Source organism: Fibrobacter sp. (assembly GCF_045601785.1).
In the GTDB taxonomy this organism is placed as follows: Bacteria; Fibrobacterota; Fibrobacteria; order Fibrobacterales; family Fibrobacteraceae; genus Fibrobacter.
Map to the genome: position 1 here is coordinate 1 of NZ_JAZSAF010000036.1, position 17,757 is coordinate 17,757.

The 17,757-nt window shown below is 51.9% G+C and carries 16 protein-coding genes, 2 tRNA genes and 1 other RNA gene; 6 read left to right on the forward strand and 13 right to left on the reverse strand.

Annotated features, from left to right (window positions below; genetic code table 11):
• On the forward strand, window positions 1–723 hold a 723-nt coding region (locus ACKI61_RS05250; protein WP_407456723.1), incomplete at its 5' end, for an SDR family NAD(P)-dependent oxidoreductase.
• A gap of 189 nt (window positions 724–912) precedes the next feature.
• Complete coding sequence (locus ACKI61_RS05255; RefSeq protein WP_407456724.1) at window positions 913–3,612, forward strand: cellulase family glycosylhydrolase; 2,700 nt, start codon at window positions 913–915, stop codon at window positions 3,610–3,612.
• A 79-nt stretch (window positions 3,613–3,691) separates the two neighbouring features.
• Here ACKI61_RS05255 and tgt read toward each other — a convergent pair whose 3' ends face one another.
• Window positions 3,692–4,828, reverse strand: coding sequence for a tRNA guanosine(34) transglycosylase Tgt (gene tgt / locus ACKI61_RS05260; protein ID WP_407456725.1), 1,137 nt, complete (start codon window positions 4,826–4,828; stop codon window positions 3,692–3,694).
• 156 nt (window positions 4,829–4,984) lie between these two features.
• Here tgt and ACKI61_RS05265 point away from each other — a divergent pair, with 156 nt between their 5' ends.
• Together ACKI61_RS05265 and ACKI61_RS05270 are read left to right on the forward strand one after the other, a co-directional pair.
• Complete coding sequence (locus tag ACKI61_RS05265) at window positions 4,985–7,213, forward strand: carbohydrate-binding protein (RefSeq protein WP_407456726.1); 2,229 nt, start codon at window positions 4,985–4,987, stop codon at window positions 7,211–7,213.
• A gap of 135 nt (window positions 7,214–7,348) precedes the next feature.
• Window positions 7,349–7,888: a TlpA disulfide reductase family protein gene (locus ACKI61_RS05270; RefSeq protein ID WP_407456727.1), complete on the forward strand. Its 540-nt coding sequence runs from the start codon at window positions 7,349–7,351 to the stop codon at window positions 7,886–7,888.
• 37 nt (window positions 7,889–7,925) lie between these two features.
• Here ACKI61_RS05270 and ACKI61_RS05275 read toward each other — a convergent pair.
• From ACKI61_RS05275 to ACKI61_RS05305, 7 genes are all read right to left on the reverse strand, one after another.
• Window positions 7,926–8,009, reverse strand: a tRNA-Leu gene (locus ACKI61_RS05275).
• Window positions 8,010–8,330: 321 nt separating this feature from the next.
• Window positions 8,331–9,683: a UDP-N-acetylmuramoyl-L-alanine--D-glutamate ligase gene (gene murD / locus ACKI61_RS05280; protein ID WP_407456728.1), complete on the reverse strand. Its 1,353-nt coding sequence runs from the start codon at window positions 9,681–9,683 to the stop codon at window positions 8,331–8,333.
• Window positions 9,673–9,948, reverse strand: a complete 276-nt coding sequence (locus ACKI61_RS05285; RefSeq protein ID WP_407456729.1) for a hypothetical protein — start codon at window positions 9,946–9,948, stop codon at window positions 9,673–9,675. Before ACKI61_RS05285 ends, murD begins: the two co-directional genes overlap by 11 nt.
• A gap of 60 nt (window positions 9,949–10,008) precedes the next feature.
• A tRNA-Leu gene (locus ACKI61_RS05290) sits at window positions 10,009–10,092 on the reverse strand.
• A gap of 39 nt (window positions 10,093–10,131) precedes the next feature.
• Entirely contained in the window at window positions 10,132–10,560 is a 429-nt protein-coding gene (secG, locus tag ACKI61_RS05295) for a preprotein translocase subunit SecG (RefSeq protein ID WP_407456730.1), read from the reverse strand.
• 29 nt (window positions 10,561–10,589) lie between these two features.
• Complete coding sequence (gene tpiA, locus ACKI61_RS05300) at window positions 10,590–11,351, reverse strand: triose-phosphate isomerase (RefSeq protein ID WP_407456731.1); 762 nt, start codon at window positions 11,349–11,351, stop codon at window positions 10,590–10,592.
• A 123-nt stretch (window positions 11,352–11,474) separates the two neighbouring features.
• Window positions 11,475–11,915: a hypothetical protein gene (locus ACKI61_RS05305; RefSeq protein WP_407456732.1), complete on the reverse strand. Its 441-nt coding sequence runs from the start codon at window positions 11,913–11,915 to the stop codon at window positions 11,475–11,477.
• A gap of 79 nt (window positions 11,916–11,994) precedes the next feature.
• On the opposite strand from ACKI61_RS05305, the gene ACKI61_RS05310 reads away from it, so the two are divergent.
• Window positions 11,995–12,981 (forward strand): hypothetical protein, encoded by a 987-nt coding sequence (locus ACKI61_RS05310; protein WP_407456733.1) that lies wholly within the window; start codon window positions 11,995–11,997, stop codon window positions 12,979–12,981.
• Here the strand turns inward: ACKI61_RS05310 and ACKI61_RS05315 are convergent.
• From ACKI61_RS05315 to ACKI61_RS05325, 3 genes are all read right to left on the reverse strand, one after another.
• Window positions 12,892–13,662 carry a hypothetical protein gene (locus tag ACKI61_RS05315; RefSeq protein WP_407456734.1) on the reverse strand — a complete coding sequence of 257 codons (771 nt, stop codon included), beginning with the start codon at window positions 13,660–13,662 and terminating at the stop codon, window positions 12,892–12,894. The two genes, ACKI61_RS05310 and ACKI61_RS05315, sit on opposite strands and share 90 nt — an antisense overlap.
• A 99-nt stretch (window positions 13,663–13,761) precedes the next feature.
• On the reverse strand, window positions 13,762–14,859 hold the full coding sequence (gene recA, locus ACKI61_RS05320) for a recombinase RecA (protein WP_407456735.1): 1,098 nt from the start codon (window positions 14,857–14,859) through the stop codon (window positions 13,762–13,764).
• A gap of 39 nt (window positions 14,860–14,898) precedes the next feature.
• The gene (locus ACKI61_RS05325) at window positions 14,899–15,417 is read right to left on the reverse strand and encodes a CinA family protein (protein WP_407456736.1); all 519 of its coding nucleotides are present in this window, start codon (window positions 15,415–15,417) and stop codon (window positions 14,899–14,901) included.
• 171 nt (window positions 15,418–15,588) lie between these two features.
• Between ACKI61_RS05325 and ACKI61_RS05330 the strand changes: the two genes are divergently transcribed.
• On the forward strand, window positions 15,589–16,653 hold the full coding sequence (locus ACKI61_RS05330) for a DUF5683 domain-containing protein (RefSeq protein ID WP_407456737.1): 1,065 nt from the start codon (window positions 15,589–15,591) through the stop codon (window positions 16,651–16,653).
• Between the two features lie 47 nt (window positions 16,654–16,700).
• Here ACKI61_RS05330 and ACKI61_RS05335 read toward each other — a convergent pair whose 3' ends face one another.
• Both ACKI61_RS05335 and ffs read right to left on the reverse strand, forming a co-directional pair.
• Window positions 16,701–17,318, reverse strand: a complete 618-nt coding sequence (locus ACKI61_RS05335) for a histidine phosphatase family protein (protein ID WP_407456738.1) — start codon at window positions 17,316–17,318, stop codon at window positions 16,701–16,703.
• A 114-nt stretch (window positions 17,319–17,432) separates the two neighbouring features.
• Window positions 17,433–17,529: signal recognition particle sRNA small type (gene ffs, locus ACKI61_RS05340), an RNA gene on the reverse strand.
• Window positions 17,530–17,757 lie beyond the last annotated feature (228 nt).

Genomic DNA, 17,757 nt, shown 5'->3' on the forward strand with positions numbered 1-17,757 from the left:
AAGGGCAAATGGACCTTGATTACAGGCGGCTGCCGCGGAGTTGGCCGTCTTACCGCTATTGAGATGGCTAAACTTGGTGCAAATATCATTTTGCAGGGCCGTGACAAGGTTCATGCCGAACCCGTGATTGCCGAACTCAAGAAGTACGGCGTAGAAGTTCGTGCTGTGGGCTGCAACCTCGAATGCGAGGCCGAAATCGATGCCGCCCTTGCAGAAATCGACAGCTGGGGCGTGCAGGTGGACCTTGTGTTCAACAATGCTGGCCTTATGAGCCACTACTTCACGGACTATCTCACCAATACCATGGATGACTTCCACCACGCCATGGCAGTAAACTTCTTTGCACCGATCAAGATCGCTTATCACTTCTTGCCAGGCATGATCAGCCGTGGCTTTGGCCGCATGCAGCTTACCACGAGCGGCATCGCCAATGAACCGGAGCTGATGGGCTACGCCTGCGCTAAGGCTGCCCTGACAAAATTTGTCAAGGATTTTGCCTGCAAGCTGAATGGTACTGATGTCATGATGAACGTGATGGATCCGGGTTGGCTCCGCACCGATCTCGGTGGCCCGAATGCCCCGAACGCTCCCGAAAGCGTGATTCCGGGTTCCATGGTGTCTGTATTGCTCGACGACAAGAAGAGCGGCCGCTGGTTCAGCGCCCAGGAATTCACCGGCATGTCCCTTGCCGATGCCGTCGAAAAGGGCAAGGCCGTCGAATAAGCCTTTGTAAAGACTTATTTTCTTAGGAAATAATTTTTTACTTAAGGAATGTTGCTCGAAAACCCCCGCCGTTGCGGGGGCTTTCGTCGTTCAAAAATTCGTTCACAATTTATTACAACAAAATAAATTCCCCCGTTGTTATCTTTTGTACAGGGAAATTGGGTTTCATTAAAAACATAAAGGTCTAGAATGAAAAAAATCCTATTAATCCTGTGCATGGCAGCTGTTTCCGCCATGGCTGTCAAGGCAACCCGAATCGGTCCTGTAAGTACCTACGGTGAACTCAAGGCAAATGGGGGCAAACTTTCAGGATCTTGCTCTGCTTATGCCAACAAGACGGTCCAGGTCAAGGGCATGAGCCTTTTCTGGAGTTCCGCTGCCGATAGCGCCCTGGTCTACTACACCTCCCAGGCGATGGGCCTTATGGTGAATAATATGGGAATCGAAGTGCTCCGTTTTGCACTTGGTGTCGGTGATGAAAAATTTGACTCCCATGGACGCTCCTATACAACGGGCGGGGCAAACGACCAGAAGGCCATGGTGAAAAAAATGGTCTACGCCGCTGTTGAAAACGACATCTACATTATCCTTGACTGGCATACCGAAGGTGGCAACGGCTATACCTCCCAGGCGAAGGAGTTCTTCAGCTGGGCCGCACAGGAATTTGGTAAGGTCAACAATGTGATTTTTGAAATCTGGAATGAACCAAACGGTGTCGACATGAGTGACGTGAAGGATCATGCCGACCAGGTGATACCCGTCATCCGTCAGCATTCGAACAATCTGATTCTTGTGGGCAGCCCGGATTGGTCTAGCCATCCTGACCAGTGTGCCAATGCCGGTATTACAGATGCGAACTATGGCTGCTCGCTCCATTTCTATGCGGCAACAGGAGCTCACCAAGTAAACGACAACAACGATGACAGCTACAACAATCGCGCACGCAAGGCTATCCAAAAGGGTGTTCCCGTGTTTGCTACGGAATGGGGAACGGTCAGCGCCGATGGTAATGGTTCTCCGGATAAGGATCATAGCCAGGCCTGGGTGAACTGGATGAATCAGAACGGAGTTTCTTGGGCGAACTGGTCTGCTTCGGCTATCAACGAAGGGTCGGCGGCATTCAGTACATTGACACTTAATCAGGGATTGCAGTACACGACTTCGGGCTCGATGGTGAAAGGCTTCCTTGCCGGTAGCCACAATTATAGCGACTGCGGACTCGAAAACAGCATAGGCTCTTCTTCCGGCGATGACGGTTTCTCTGCGGGTGTCGCCAATGGGGCAACGACAGACATCATCGATGACATGGAAGATGGCGACCGCTACACTTATTCGGGTGGTTTCTGGTCTGCCTGGGCGGACTCCGATGACGATACGGATGGCCGCGGTGCGACAAAAATTAGCAACAAGAAATATACCAACGATTTCAACAAGGAAACCTACGACGTTATTATCAAGGCGAAGGAAGGCAACGACTCCAAGTATATGGCGGGCATGGAAGGCATCTATATCGACCAGGGCTCCTACAAGTGGGCTCCGTACGTCGCCATGGGCTTGAACCTGACGAAAGATACGTCGGAATTTTCGCAACTTGCAAACTGCAAGACGATTTCTTACAAGTATAAGGGTGCCGCTCACAACTTCCGCGTTGAAATTTCCCCGATTACCAATTACAACTTCCACTATGTGGATGCCGAAGCCTCTGGCGAATGGAGAACTGTCGAATTGACGACGGACATGTTCCAACAGCACACCACTTGGAGCAACCCCCAGATTATGGATTTGGCTAAAAATTTAGGCAAGACTAAGCGCTTGGCCTGGGAAGTGAACGGTGTTGTCGATCGCCCCGCAAGCGAAATTCAGCCGCTGTACAATTATCTCTATGTGGACGATGTGCGCTGCGATGGTATTTCGTTTAAGGCTATTAGCGGCAATAGTGCATCGAACTCTTCTTCTTCGACGGGAAAATCGAGCTCCAGTCAGGGTGGCAACTCTAGTTCCAGCGTGGCTCCGACCTCGTCTTCTTCTGTAGAAGTCGTCCTAAAGGAAATCGTGCTGATTGACGATGTCGAAGATGGCGACGAAGTCCTTAAGACGGGTGGTACTTGGTATGCCTATAACGATTCGGCTGCGGGTGGCCTTTCGACGATTTTGAATACTTACGATGCTAGCCTTCCGGGTTATGTGGTAACCTTTGCGGGAACAGAAGATCCGACAAATGGAACGGCTGGATTTGTTGGCTTGAAGGGCATTGTGGTAAATCCTGGTACTTATGAAGAACGCCCGTTCGCGGCGCTTGGCCTGAATACGAATGCCGACACTTCGATTGGTATTGACCTGAGTGCCTGCACCGCGATTAGTTACCGTTATAAGGGTGCTGCGCATGATTTCAAGCTTCAGGACGGCCAGGTGCAAGATTACGATTACCATTTATACAAAGTATCTTCTTCGACTGAATGGCAGCCGGTAGTCATACTCCTGGAAGACATCTCGCAGAAGGGTTGGGGCGCTGCGGTCGACTTGAACTATTCAAATATCAAGAAGATGTCCTGGGAGGTTCTTGGATGGGCCAAGTCTCAGAAGCAACCGGAATATGATTACCTTTATGTTGATGATCTCAAGTGCGTTAGCAGCGGCACCGATGCGGTTCGTCTGGCTCGCAAGGCGGCATCCCTGAAGCTCAGCGTGAATGACAACGTGCTGAATGTCGTGACTGCCGCCTCGGCAAGCATCCAGGTGTTCGACATGATGGGGAACCTTGTGATGAGCCGTGTCGAAAATGCCGCTGGAAACCATCAGGTATCCTTCGAAGGTGTGAACCGCGGCAACTATGTCGTCCGCGTAAAGAGTGCTGGTGCCGCTCAAACGGCCCGCGTCAGCATCCGCTAAGGCAATGTGCCGGGACTGGTCTCGGCACCAACTTTACTAATGAAAACGCCCCGGTTTTTCCGAGGCGTTTGTCTATTTCTTATTGCAAATCACGCTGCAGTATTTCGCATTTTTCCTTCTTCCATTCCTCAAAAGTGTCGTCGGCGATGTGCCGCTTGGCTTCGCGCATCAGGTGCAGGTAAAAATGTAGGTTGTGAATGCTTGCCAGCGTGAACCCGAGGGATTCTCCTGCGTGGTGCAGGTGGCGCAGGTACGCGCGGCTGAAATTACGGCAACAGTAGCAGTCGCAATTCGGGTCCACCGGCTTGTCGAATTCCTCGGCATGGCGTGCCGCCTTGTAGCGCAAGACGCCTTCGCTCGTAAACAGCATGCCGTTGCGGGCGTTGCGGGTGGGCATCACGCAGTCGCACATGTCCACGCCGCGCTCAATAAGTTCAAGTAAATTCCACGGTGTGCCCACGCCCATTACGTAGCGGGCATGGTCTTGCGGCAGAATGTCGGTACAAAAATCCGCAATCTCGTACATTGTCTCCGTGGGCTCGCCTACGGAGAGGCCTCCCATCGCAAATCCGTCGGGGCCGAGTTCCGCAATGCGTTCAATAGCCTGCTTGCGCAAGTTCTTGTGCATACCGCCCTGGATAATCCCGAAGAACTGCTGGTCGTAACCGTGTATGGGCGGGTGCTCCCGCAGCCAAGCAAGCGCTTCTGCAGTCCATTTGAGTGTGTAATTGAGGCTATGTTCCGCCTCTTTTGCGGTACTCGGGAAGGGGGTGCACTCGTCGAGCGCCATGATGATGTCGGCACCGATTTCGCGCTGGGCGTTCATGACGCTTGCGGGACTAAAGAAGTGTTTCGATCCGTCCAGAATGCTCCTGAACTCCACGCCTTCGGGGGTGATTTTGCGCAAATCCTTCAGACTCCACACCTGAAATCCGCCGCTATCCGTCAAAACGGGGCCGTCCCAGCCCATAAATTTATGGATGCCGCCCGCTTTTGCAATACGTGGGGTGGTTGGGCGCAGGTACAGGTGGTAGGTGTTCGCAAGTATTATTTCTGCCTTGATATCCTTGAGCTGGGCGGGGGTTACCGCTTTGACGGTTGCCTCGGTGCCCACGGGCATGAATATCGGCGTAGTCACATCGCCGTGGTCGGTGTGGACCACGCCAAGACGCGCCTTTGATTTTTTTGATGTTTTCAGAAGCTCAAAACGGTTCATTATGAATAAATGTAGAAAAAAATGGACAGGTTTTCTATTGTCAAATTGTCCATAAAGATTTCTCATTGGAGTGGAAAAAAGCCTTTTTTTTAGGGTAATTTTTAGTTTGGAAACTCTAGTGGTGTAGTTTTTCCAAGTGAATGGAGATGTTTCGTTATGAAAAGATGGACTAAAATTGCCATCATGGCTTCTTTTGGCCTTGCCGCATCGACTTATGCGGATAACCCGATTTCTACCTACCATTACCTGGCGGACCCAGGTGCCGCTGCCGACGACGAATACTTCTACATCATCACGGACTCCGACGATCCGGCTCCGTACAATTCCGACGGCTACAAGATTTACGCCCTCTATGCATTCCGCAGCAAGGATATGCAGAACTGGACCGATTACGGCATTATTTACGATGCACGCAAGGTGAACGGCATTAACGATATCTGGGCGTCCGGCATCGCGGTGCATGACGGTACGTTCTACATTGTGTTCCCCGATGGCGGTGGTGGCGGTATCGGCTATATCAAGGCCCCTGCAATTGACGGCCCGTGGACAAACGCCGTGGGCCAGGGCAAGGACAAACTGGTGGGTGGCCGCGGCATTATCGGTTGCGATGGCGTCTCGTGGTGCTTTGATCCGGGTATCTTTATTGATGACGACGGTACGACCTACGTGACGTGGGGCGGTGGCGAAAGCAACAGCCGCCCGAATACCGACAACTTTGACATTGTCAAGCTGAACGATGCGAAGGATGCGCCGGTGGGTAACGGCTCTCACGTGAAGGTGAACAACCTGCCGACCCGCAAGATGCTTGAGGCGTCCTACATCCACAAGCACAAGGGCACTTACTACTTCTCTTACAGTACCGGCTGGCAACAGGGTGCCCCGACGATTGACTATGGCATGTCTGACAATGTGATGGGCCCGTACACCTGGAAGGGTACCATTCTAGGTGACCCGAGCATGAACGGCAGGAGCATCAACGGCAACAATAACCACCACGGTATTGCCGAATTTAAGGGTCACTCCTACGTAGTTTACCATGACCGCCGTATTGCAAAGGGGCATAACGGTCTTGAAATTATCCCGGCCGATGACGGTCAGCCGAAGCCGAACGAGGGTTTCCACCGCAGCGTTTCCGTAGACGAAATGTTCTACAATGCTGATGGCACCATTCAGACGGTGAAAGTGACGGACGAAGGTCCGAAACAGATCGAGAACTTCGACCCCTACGATTGGTATCCGGCACTCACGAGCTCCAAGCAGAAGGGGATCCGCAGCCGCTCCAACTTTGTCGTGGGCAAGAGGGCTGAACACGTGCTGATTCCGCTTTCCAGCAAGGAATCCTGGATTCGCGTGAGTGGCGTGGACTTCGGTACTGCGGCGACCGGCTTTACGGTCGAAGCTTCGAGTGCGGCCGACGGCAATAAGATTGAAATCCGCACGGGTTCTGCAACAGGAACTCTCGCGGGAACTTGCACGCTCAAGAACACCGGCAGCAAGAACACTTACGCCGAAAACAAGTGCGAAGTTTCTGGCCTCAAGGGCGTCGTGAACCAGCTGTTCCTCGTGTTCAAGGGCAACCAGGATTCTACCATGTACGTGAAGGCATGGGGCTTCGAGGGTAGTGGCACCACGCCTCCGGAACCGCAGAAGCCGTTTGGTGGCACTGCCTGGGCAATCCCCGGCAAGATTGAGATGGAAAACTTTGACGAACCGGGGACTGGCCGTGGCGCTGGAATGGATTCTTATAGCGACAACGATGCCGACGACCATGGCGCCGAAAGCAATGGTGGCAAGAGCTACCGCGAAGGTACGGGTGTCGACATTTACAAGAAGGCTACGGGCTATGTCGTAGGCTACAACCAGTCGGGTGAATGGCTCGAATACACCGTGAACGTGAAAGAAGCAGGCGACTACACGATGTATGCTGCTGTTGCTTCTGCCAATGCGACTTCTAGCTTCAAGCTCTCTATCGACGGCGACGACATTACCGAAGAAATTGCAGTTCCACAGGCGAGCTCCGGCGAAGAAAACTATGACGACTACAACAAGGTCAAGGCGAACGTGACGCTGCCTGCAGGGGAACACATTCTCCGCTTCACTGTGACCGGTGATTGGATGGACATCGACTACATCAACTTTGTTGCCGGTATCGATGCACCGGATGACGAACCGATGATTGTCGTTAACAAGAACGGGGTTCTGTTCCAGAAGACGGTTTCGAAGTTCTACCGAGTGTTCGACATGAAAGGCTCGCTGATGGGTACTGTTGACCTTTCCCGCATGGGAGTGCATGCTGCTCTTAATGCGGCTGGTTTTAACAAGGGCGTTTACATGCTCAAGCAGGTGAATGGTTCAAAGAAGTTCATGGTGAATTCCGCCAAATAGCCGTTATTGCTTATACATACACACCTCAAGTCCCTTCTGACGAATGTCGGGAGGGACTTTGTTTTTAGACTGCGATCAAGAATATTTCAAAAAAATGTATCTTTACAAGTAGAATCATAAACTAGGATTATACAAATGCGTTTGGTGCTGCTATTGTTGGCGTTCTTTGTGCTTTTGCCCCAGAGCCTTTTGGCCGGTGAATCGGTAAGGATGCCGCTTCCTGCGGAAATAAAGGATTCTCTCCCGTGGTTTGCCGTTCGTGAAATTAGGGACAACAATACTCCTTTTACAAAGACGCATTTGCAACAGCTTGCTAAGAAGAATAGCCGTGTGGCGTTGGTCTATTTTGCGACTTGGTGTATTCCGTGTCGTGCGGGGCTTAAGCAGATTGCGCTTAATCAGCAGGAAATCCAAAGCGCGGGAACGGCAATTGTTCTTGTGAATGTGGGGGAGCGAGATACGGAAAAGGTGCGCCTGTTCCTGAAGAAGGCGTCTGCCGGAGACATTCCCGCCATTACGGACCCCTATGGTCGTATGACGGAGGCTTTCGGTCTGGTCAAGGAAGGTCAGACAATAGTTCTTCCCAAGACAATCATCGTGGATAGCGATGTAAAGCCGATGCTTTTGGTCGGCGAAGAGGGGTACGACTATCTTAAAATTCTGAAGGGTGAGTAGGAAAAAGAAAACCCAGCTAAAAAGCTGGGTTTCTTTCTGCGGTCGGACAGACTTGAACTGTCATGGGATCGCTCCCACTAGCACCTCAAGCTAGCGTGTCTACCAATTCCACCACGACCGCGTGGTCCTTAGCGGAACGACCCAAATTTAGATTAAATCGTTTCGCTTGTAAAGGGGTAAGGACGCATTTTTTATAAAAAAAGTGATCTTTTGTGGAAACATGTTCTTTTTTTATGCGGGAGGGCGGACAGCACTTAGCACTTTTAGTGCTTAGTGCGCATGGTCTTCGTAAGGAGGGAACCCAGCTTGGTCTTTTTTTATTTATTCTTCTCGCTACAAAAAAAGCAGCCTAATAAAAGGCTGCTTCTCTAACTTGTTAGCTTAGTGCGCAGGCCCACGTATGGTGGGAATTTCCTTCGCATTGGTTAGAACAATGTCTGAATTACAAGTCGGCGACGAGTTTGTCGAAGACTTGTCCGCGGACTTTGTAGTTCTTGAATAGTCCGAAACTTGCGCAGGCGGGGCTCATAATAACGGTGCCGCCTTCGCCGATGGCGAGACTGTCTGCAAAAGCTTCTTCTAGAGTGGGGAAGATGTTTGCGGGGACCTTTAGCCCGGCCTGCGTGAGCGATTCCAACATGCGTTCAGCGGTAGCGCCGATGAGCGCAATTCGCTTGAGGTTCGGGCGGTCGTTCACCAGAATCTGCGAGAGTTCGGTAAAGTCCGCATTCTTTTCGGAGCCGCCTAAAATCAGCGCGAAGGGGCGCTTCATGCTTGCCGTTGCGGCGATCGTCGCGTCGGGGCGTGTGGCGTAGCTGTCGTTAAAGAACTCGATGCCGCGCTTTTCGCCCTTGAATTCCATGCGGAAGGGAAGCGTTTCGTAGCTCTTCAAGGCTTCGAACGCATCGGCTACCTTGATTCCCAAGGCCTTGCAAGCGAGGGTCGCCGCCGCCATGTTTTCGAGTTGGTAGATGCCGCGCACCTTGCAGTCTTCAAGGTAGAGCCTTTCGCCATCGATGGCAAGCGTAGCGCCATCAATCACCGCGTCCCCGTCGCCGGCACTCGGACCGTCTTTCAAACTGATCGCGAACTTCGTTTTGGCAGGGCTTTCGCTTGCTATCTTTGCGGTCGGTTCAGCATCCTTCAGGTAAACGCAGGTGCCGGTCCGCTTCTGCCAGCGGACCAGGTTCGCCTTGGCATCGCGATATTCTTCGACGCTCTGGTGCCAATCCAAGTGCTCGGTCGACACGCGCAGCACCACAGCTACATCCGGCGAAACCGGCAGGGTCATCAGCTGAAAGCTCGAAAGCTCCAGAATGCTCACTCGGTCTGCCGTCTCGTCCTTCAAAAGGTCAAGCGCTGGCACACCGAAGTTGCCGCCAATCTCGTTATTCACGCCGCACTTGGTCAGGATGTGGCTAATCATGCTCACGGTAGAACCTTTGCCGAGCGTGCCCGTAACGCCTACAACCTTCCTTGATTTAGTTTGTTCTAAAAACAGCTGAATCTGGCTAGTCATCATCCCGCCGTTCATCTGGAACTTGAACAATGCGGGGCTCATGGGGTAAACGCCTGCAGAACGCACCACCGTTACGCAATCCTTAAGGCCATCCAAATAGTTCTCGCCGGAACACACCTTTACGTTCACGCCGGCGGGGACTTCCGGCAACTTCACCGGGTTCTTGTCCATGACAACGATGTCCTTGACACCGTTATGTACAAGGTAATCGAACGTGCTCTGGCCTTCGACGCCAAAGCCCAAAACGCCAACAGGGGCTATAAGATTAGAATCCATATTCTTCTCGGTCTTTACATTTGATTTTCTCTGTGTTTGCACGGCACCAGGAATCGATGTTGATAATCTTTTCTTGTTGCTGAGTCGCTTGAATCTCTCGTTGCTGAGCCTTGCATTTTTCGACGGCATCTGTGTCTGTGCAAAGGCGGCTGTCGCGCTCGCGTTCGTTTTCAAAGAACGCTCGTTCTTCTTGGCAATCGTCAGATAAATCCCAACAAGTGCAGGAACACAAGACAAGACAAAGAATGATGAGAATGTGCTTCATATCAAGAAATCTAACATTTTTACTTAGCGAAAAAGTCCGCCACAAGGGCGGACTTCGTAATGCGGTCGGACAGACTTGAACTGTCATGGGATCGCTCCCACTAGCACCTCAAGCTAGCGTGTCTACCAATTCCACCACGACCGCAGCATTGCCTGCGCAGCCTAAGCCGCGCGAGACAAAACCTTACTTGGCTTCAGCAGGAGCGGCCGGTGCTTCCGAAGCAGGAGCTTCTGCAGCCGGGGCGACATCTGCTGCCGGAGCAGCAGCGTTAGCGGGAGCTGCAAAGTCAGCCGGGAGTGCCGGAGCCGGGGCTTGCTGCTGGGCAGCGTTTTCGCGGGTAGCCTTCTGCATCGAAGATTCTTCCACGGTCTGGTCCTGCTTAGCAGTAATCAGGCCGAGGGCGAATACGACGATAAAGAAGATCACGGCCACGACGCGGGTCAACTTCTGGATGAAGGTCGCGGCACCTGCGGTAGAGAATGCAGACTGGGAAGTCATGCCACCGAGACCTGCGAGACCGCCCATCTTGTCGTTCTGAACCAGAACGAGCAACATGAGGAAGAGGCACAGGAACACGTGCAGGACGATACCAATCCAAAAGAGTGTTGTCATAGTCGTTTTACCTTGAATTTAAGTTTTAATTAGCGAGCTTCGGCAGCGTCGATGATTTCCTTGAAGGTGTTAGCCTTGAGGCCTGCACCTCCAATGAGACCGCCGTCGATGTCCTTCTGGGCGAGGAGGCCAGCTGCGTTGGCGCCCTTCATGGAGCCACCGTACTGGATGCGCATGCCTTCGGCAACAGCTTCGCCGTAGATTTCCTTCACAACGGAACGAGCGTAGGCCTGCGTGTCCTGAGCCTGTTCGTCGCTAGCGGTAACGCCGGTACCGATTGCCCAAACCGGTTCGTAAGCGAGCACGCACTTGGCTGCGTCTTCGGCAGAAACGTCCTTGAAGGCGCCCTTGATCTGGAGGCCGAGGACTTCCTTCAGGATGCCGCCGTTGCGCTGGTCGAGGGTTTCGCCAATGCAGATAATCGGCTTCAGACCGGCTTCGAGGGTCTTCTTGACCTTGAGGTTCACGGTTTCTTCAGTTTCGTGGAAGTACTGGCGCTGTTCGGAGTGACCGATGATGATGTATTCGGCACCGATTTCCTTGACCATGTCCACAGAAACCTTACCAGTGTATGCGCCCTGGTCCTTCCAGTGGATGTCCTGGATGGCGAGCTTCACGTTGGAACCCTTGATGACGTCGGCGACCTTGGCGGCGGCGAGGTAAGTCGGGGCGATGACCACTTCGGTCTTCTTCACGTCCTTGACGGCTTCCACGATATCCTTAGCGAGCTGAATGGATTCGCTAACGGTCTTGTTCATCTTCCAGTTACCAGCGATGATATACTGACGCATAATTAACTCCTTGAGAGGTTTAAAATTTAACGCGCCTAAATTTAGTAAAAAAGACCGCCCCCCGTAGTCCGGGACGGTCAAATTTGCGAAAAAAGAATGCCCGCTTGTTGGCGGGCGAGTCTATTAGTAGTTGCTGGAATGCTTGGAGGTCGGAGCCGGGGATCCACCGTAGCGGTCGCCTTCGATCTTTTCCAGGATCCATTCTTCTTCGTAGCCCTTCAAGCGGGCCTGGTCGGGGTGCTTCCAGATAAGGCGGGTGATAAGCTTGCCTTCACGGGTGTAGTATTCCCAAATGCTCTGTTTTTCGGTGCTCTTTTCGTGATCAGGAGGTCCCCACAAGAGGTTCACCATGTCGTTGGTCATGCCTTCTTCGATGTAGCCCTGCTTGAACACGTCTTTCAGGCGCTTGTCGATGCCCATGCTTTCCTTAACGGCAAAGTATTCGCGTTCGTATTCCTTGCGGCCTTCACCGCGTTCAATCAAAATGGGGGATGAGTAGCGGCTGGCACAGGCCCAGAACATCAGGGCGCTCACACCAAGTACGCAAATATGAGAGAGCTTCATAGTGACTCCTATAAATTAATGCCTACAAAATAAGAATTTATGACGCAAATGGGGAAATTATTTTAAATTTTATCCCGAAATGGCTCTTTTTAAGAAATTATTGGGACTTTTTTTAGTTTTTTTTACTTGTAATGTCGCATCCTACGCCGACGGGTTCAACGAGATTGCCAATTATGGTTTCCGCTATGGCCCGAACCTGTCATGGAGCGTCCTGGGAAACACGCCATTTGTGTGGGGCCAATGGCTTCCGCAGGCTACCGGCATGCTTCATTACACCTGGCTTGAGCCGCTCGATGAACTTGCCTATGGAGAACGTCTCGATGTAAACCCGACATACCTGCGCATGGATGCCGCCGTTGAAATTTCTCCTTTTTATGGGGGATACCTTGCGGGCATCGGCGTTCGTCCAATCAAGATGAACCCACAGATAGAGCTGAACGCCGTCTACGAAAGCTATATCTACTTCCACTCCAACCTCGAGATGGTGACCGCCGAAGTCGAAGGCGAAGGGCGTATCGCCGAAAGCTGGAATGCCGACTACATTGTGGATAACCTTTACGAGAAAGATGGCGCAATTGATTACACCCAGCTCATCGACTTGGCCATAAGTCTAAGCTATGCCTTCCCGAGGGGCTCCATTCTGGGGGCGAAGTTCCATTATGTGCGCTCGGATATAAGCACCGATTTCGATGGAAAAAGTTACGACTACCGCCGCAACATCCCTGTGTTTTCCCGCGATTTCATTATAGTCCTGGATACCTATGGCAGAATTCCGCTAAGCGACCACTTCGCATTCCTGTTCGAATCCAATTTCTACAGGACTGGCCTGCTTCGTGAAAAGAATACGGTCAAGAAAGAAGCGCTTAGCTACGGCAAGGCGATGCTTGGCACGCATTTCTTCTGGAAAGACGGCCGACAGAACATTATCTTAGAAGTGGGCGGGTGGCAGCGCACCGACAAGAGGTTCTATGACGGGTCACTCGCGCAGCAATTCCTGGTTCAGCTTGAGTATCAGGGGTATTTTTCTTTCCCCTTTAATAGGCATTTTTCTAAACAGGTCCGGTAGGGCTGGTGCTGCCTTGCGCTCGACATTGTTTTTGAGCGGATCGGCCTGCAATGCTTGGATGGTGTAGGCGGAGCGAATCCAGATTTCTCCGCTATACTTTTCGCTTTCAAGTTTTACCAGAGTCGGGAGAAGTTCTCCTGAGTAATTTTTCCACTGTCTGATGTAGAAGATGCGCTTTTCTTTGCGGGCTCCGTTCATGGTGACTTTCGCGGGAGTGGGAAGCGTGTCTGCGACCAGGCTCCACCAGGCCATCGAAAATGCGGTCGAAAGAACATTCGGCTTTTGGACGGTTGAATCCTTGCACAGGAATTGCCCGTTGGCGAGGAGTTCCATGTCGTCGAGCTTCAGCGGAGTCTCGCCGATTGTTTCCTTGAGGTGGTGCGTTCCCAGCTGGCGCTTGACCTTGTCTTCGGGAAATTCCATGTAACGGTAGGCGCCTGCGGTAATGAAGTTGAACCGTGGAACATCGGGCTGGTTCACAAAGAAGGTGTCCAACGCGTCGGGGTGGTGCCGCCATTCGACATCGAGACTTGCCCGAGACATCTTCTGGTTCACAAAGAAACCTTCGATGTTTACGACCATGGCACTGTTCAACAGAAATTGCGGGCACGAAGACTGGCTGTGTGCTAGGGTGGTCGCAAGTGCGAGTGTCGCGGTTGCAAGGATTATTTTGTTGAACATACCCACAAGATAGTAAAAGAAAACCCCGACCGATCCCAATGGCTAAAAGGATAAGTCGGGGTTTGTTGCTATTCAGGAAGAAAATGTTTGGGCGGGGGACTATGCGTCTTCGCTAACGGAGACTTCTTCGCCTTCGTCGGCTTCGAGAGCGTCGCCTTCGTTCAGCTTGAACAACTCTACGTCCTTCATGCTTTCGCGGATTTTCTGCTCAATTTCGTTGCAGAGTTCCACGTTGTCCTTCAGGAACAGGCGGGTGTTTTCACGACCCTGGCCGATGCGTTCGTTGTTGTAGCTGAACCAGGAACCGCTCTTTTGGATGATGTCGAGTTCGGTGGCGAGGTCGAGGATGGACGCTTCGCGGGAAATGCCACAGCCGTAGAGAATGTCGAATTCGCACTGGGTGAACGGGGCTGCGACCTTGTTTTTGACGACCTTCACGCGGGTGCGGTTTCCGATGACCTCTTCGCCGTCCTTGATGGCTGCAATACGGCGAATGTCGATACGCTGGGTGGCATAGAACTTCAGAGCGTTACCGCCGGTGGTGGTTTCGGGATTGCCGAACATCACGCCAATCTTCATACGCAGCTGGTTGATGAACAGCATGCAGGTGTTGGACTTTGAAAGAATACCGGTGAGCTTACGCAAGGCCTGGCTCATGAGGCGAGCCTGCAGGCCCACGTGGTTGTCGCCCATTTCGCCGTTGATTTCAGCCTGCGGCACGAGAGCTGCCACAGAGTCGATGACGATGATATCGATGGCGCCGGAGCGAACGAGCGTTTCGGCGATGTCGAGAGCCTGTTCACCGGTGTCCGGCTGGGAAACCAGGAGCGACTCGATGTCAACGCCGAGCTTGCGGGCGTACACTGCGTCAAAGGCGTGTTCTGCATCGATGAAGGCGGCTACACCGCCGAGCTTTTGGGCTTCGGCAATGGCGTGCAGTGTAAGGGTCGTTTTACCCGAAGATTCCGGTCCGTAGATTTCGATGATGCGGCCGCGGGGGAAACCTCCCACGCCGAGGGCCATGTCGAGCTGGATACAACCGGTCGGAATGACGGGAATGTCTTCGACGGGCTGCTGGCCGAGTGCCATGATGGAACCTTTACCATAATTCTTCTCGATTTGGGCGATGGCGGCTTCTACTGCCTTGGCCTTGTCTGCGGAAAGGTTGCTTGTCGGGGTGTTTGTCTTCTTTGCCATATAGGACTCCATTTTGTTTTCTGTTATTAAATATAACAATTAGTGTTCGTTTGTGCAAGTGCTTTTTTGGTTATTTAACAAAAAAAGCAGCCTGCTCAATACACTATACACGCTTTTTTCGCGCACTTCTGTGCGGTTTCCTTCGAAAATTTTACAAAAAGCTTCATTTTGCAAACTACTGGCGACACACATCCACACAGTACCGACGGGTTTTCCGGGCTCTGCCCCGGTTGGGCCCGCGATACCCGATGTGGCGATCGCCCATTCGCATCCGAACTTTTGGCGGGCGCCTTCTGCCATGGCCTTTACGGTTTCGGCAGAGACCGCGCCCTTTTCTTCGAGCACTTGGTGCGGGACTCCGAGCAGGGATTCCTTGATTTCGTTTTGGTAGGCGACAATGCCGCCGGCCAGAATGGAAGAACTCCCCGGGATATCTACAATGTGGCTTGCCACAAGACCACCCGTGAGCGATTCGGCGGTGGCCATCATTTCGCCGCGTGCCAAAAGCGCCTTCTGGATTTCTTGTGCAAGTTCCTTGATATTCATCTCGTTATCCATGTTGTTTCCTTTACGTTGTCAAATATACATAAAATTTGTGTCATATTCTGACAAAGAAGTTTGTCTGCTGAAAAATTAGCAAAAAAATGTGGCGGATGGTGGGCTCCAGAAAGTAGTAAGTGGGCAGTAGACAGTAGGAAGTGGATTGACTTTTTTCTATATTCGACCCCGATGTTTTTCCGTTCGGTGATTATCGGCGTTGTCTTGTCGGTGCTGTTTGCAGTTCCGCTATTTGCCGATGATGGGGGGGGCGAAAAGCCAGTGGAACAGCCTGCGGAAGCCGGTGCTGCTCCAGGGCCGGACTCGTCTTATGCGGATCCTGCGCCTGACGCCGTTGCGGGAGACCCCCTGCAAAAGGGAAAGACCGGCATTGTCGCTATCGATACGCTTACAGTAAACGAATGGGATATTCCAACGAAGCGTAATTCGCTACCCTTGACCATGCTCTTTGCCCTTTTCCCCGGTGGCGGTCAGTATTATACTGAACACTATGTCCGTGGCGGATTTATTACGGGTATCGAGCTTCTGCTTTTGTACGAGGTTACGGCGAACAAGAGCTACCAGCATAAGCGCGTGCTTGAACAGGTGGAACCCTTCCGTGATTCCGTTTCGATTTACACGAGAATGCTTTTGAATTCTTCTAGTCGCGACAGCCTTCAGTATTACCAGGAAAAACGGTCCGAGTTTGTGGCGCGAGTCCATGAAAAGAGCGATAAGAAAATGGAACAGGAAGACTTGCGCAAGGCGGAAACGGCCTGGATGTACGGCCTTTACTTGTATAGCTTCTTTGATGCTTTTGGTATCTGGTACAACAATAACTACCGGAGTACGGAACTCAAGAGCATGAAGACTGCGCTCCTGTGGTCGATTATCCCGGGCTTTGGCCAAATGTACAACCGCGAGTTCGGAAAGATGGGACTCTTGTACATGGCCTTTATCGGTTCTGCGACGAGTATCTGGACCTCGCAGAACATGGTGGAGTATTACCTCGACCGAAAGCACATGGTAGAAGGTGAAAGCACAACATCCGAAGAATATGAACGCGTGGTGGAGCGTGTGACCTACTACCGAAAGAACCGCAACCAGTATATTTGGGCGATTGCTTTAATTTATCTGTATTCGATGGGCGATGCTGCGGTCGATGCCTTGTTAAGCGACTTTGACAACCCCATGCATTTGGCCGTATTGCCGCGTCTCGAAGGCGGCGTGCAGGCACTGATGTCGTTTGATTTTTAACTGTCATTCCGGGCATGTCCCGGAATCGCCATTTCTGCTTAAATACTTTAGCCGATTTTCAGCGGAGCCATCTGGATGCCGTCGTGGATTTTTTTGAATGTTCCGCGGAAGTGCCCTTCGGCGTCGCGCTTGAACTCGAAACGGGTTACCATGGCGTAGCTAAAGGCTCCTTCTACGAACTGTTCGTCGGGGAGTCCGCAGGCAAAGTGCTCTAGTGCGGCGATCACGCCTGCGTGGGTAATCCACAGAAATTCGCCGTCGTCGTCCAGGGTATCCAGAAGGGACTGCACACGGCGGTCAATGTCGTAAAAACACTCTCCGTCCTTGAACCGGTATCCGCGAAGGTCGCGTGCCCAGGCGGCCATTTCTTCGCGGGGAACTTCCGTGAGCTTCTGGCCTTCCCAGGTGCCGAAGTTCATTTCGATGATTTCGTTGCGCTTTTCCATGGTTAGCCCTGTAGCCTTCTCGGCTTTCTCGGCCAGGCGCAGGCAGCGCTTGAGAGGGCTTGTGAACATCCGCGTGGGTTTGGCGCCTGCATCCTTAAGGGCGGCGAGAGCTCCGTCGCTTTCTTCTTCAAAAGTGGGGGATACGTCAAAATCGAGCCTGCCATAGCAGACGTCGTTTGGGTTATAGGGCTTCGTGTGGCGGATTGTCCAAAGAATCATTTTTTTAGTAGACAGTAGGCAGTGGTTAGTAGACAGTAGACTGGCGCAACGTCATCCTGGAGCGTAGCGACGGAAACCATTTTTTTATAAAAAAAGCCCTGTTAAGGGCGAAAAAAATCCTAGGCGACCTGAGCACATAAAAATTCGCAAGTCCGTTGCTGCTTTCGCCCTGGCGATTTGCCCGCAAATAGTCATTGCGCAGGGCCTAGGACCCACAAATGTAGAAAAATATCGTGATTTTTGTCAATAAAAAGCTCATTTTTGTCTTTTTATCTGGGTGGTTTGTCCGAATGTGAAAAAAAAGTAACCTATGTAAAGTTTTTTTATATATATTGATAATGTGATGTTGGACACTCCGGCATCATGGGTTTGGGTGTGTTTCCAAATGGTTCCATTTTGGAATAAACTAGGTTGGATGGAGGCTAATATGATGTTGAAT

What these genes read in the sequence shown, in the direction of transcription:
- ACKI61_RS05255 (WP_407456724.1), top strand. Translation starts at nt 913, where the DNA reads ATGAAAAAAATCCTATTAATCCTGTGCATGGCAGCTGTTTCCGCCATG.
- tgt (WP_407456725.1), bottom strand. Translation starts at nt 4,828, where the DNA reads ATGAACCGTTTTGAGCTTCTGAAAACATCAAAAAAATCAAAGGCGCGT.
- ACKI61_RS05265 (WP_407456726.1), top strand. Translation starts at nt 4,985, where the DNA reads ATGAAAAGATGGACTAAAATTGCCATCATGGCTTCTTTTGGCCTTGCC.
- ACKI61_RS05270 (WP_407456727.1), top strand. Translation starts at nt 7,349, where the DNA reads ATGCGTTTGGTGCTGCTATTGTTGGCGTTCTTTGTGCTTTTGCCCCAG.
- murD (WP_407456728.1), bottom strand. Translation starts at nt 9,683, where the DNA reads ATGGATTCTAATCTTATAGCCCCTGTTGGCGTTTTGGGCTTTGGCGTC.
- ACKI61_RS05285 (WP_407456729.1), bottom strand. Translation starts at nt 9,948, where the DNA reads ATGAAGCACATTCTCATCATTCTTTGTCTTGTCTTGTGTTCCTGCACT.
- secG (WP_407456730.1), bottom strand. Translation starts at nt 10,560, where the DNA reads ATGACAACACTCTTTTGGATTGGTATCGTCCTGCACGTGTTCCTGTGC.
- tpiA (WP_407456731.1), bottom strand. Translation starts at nt 11,351, where the DNA reads ATGCGTCAGTATATCATCGCTGGTAACTGGAAGATGAACAAGACCGTT.
- ACKI61_RS05305 (WP_407456732.1), bottom strand. Translation starts at nt 11,915, where the DNA reads ATGAAGCTCTCTCATATTTGCGTACTTGGTGTGAGCGCCCTGATGTTC.
- ACKI61_RS05310 (WP_407456733.1), top strand. Translation starts at nt 11,995, where the DNA reads ATGGCTCTTTTTAAGAAATTATTGGGACTTTTTTTAGTTTTTTTTACT.
- ACKI61_RS05315 (WP_407456734.1), bottom strand. Translation starts at nt 13,662, where the DNA reads ATGTTCAACAAAATAATCCTTGCAACCGCGACACTCGCACTTGCGACC.
- recA (WP_407456735.1), bottom strand. Translation starts at nt 14,859, where the DNA reads ATGGCAAAGAAGACAAACACCCCGACAAGCAACCTTTCCGCAGACAAG.
- ACKI61_RS05325 (WP_407456736.1), bottom strand. Translation starts at nt 15,417, where the DNA reads ATGGATAACGAGATGAATATCAAGGAACTTGCACAAGAAATCCAGAAG.
- ACKI61_RS05330 (WP_407456737.1), top strand. Translation starts at nt 15,589, where the DNA reads ATGTTTTTCCGTTCGGTGATTATCGGCGTTGTCTTGTCGGTGCTGTTT.
- ACKI61_RS05335 (WP_407456738.1), bottom strand. Translation starts at nt 17,318, where the DNA reads ATGATTCTTTGGACAATCCGCCACACGAAGCCCTATAACCCAAACGAC.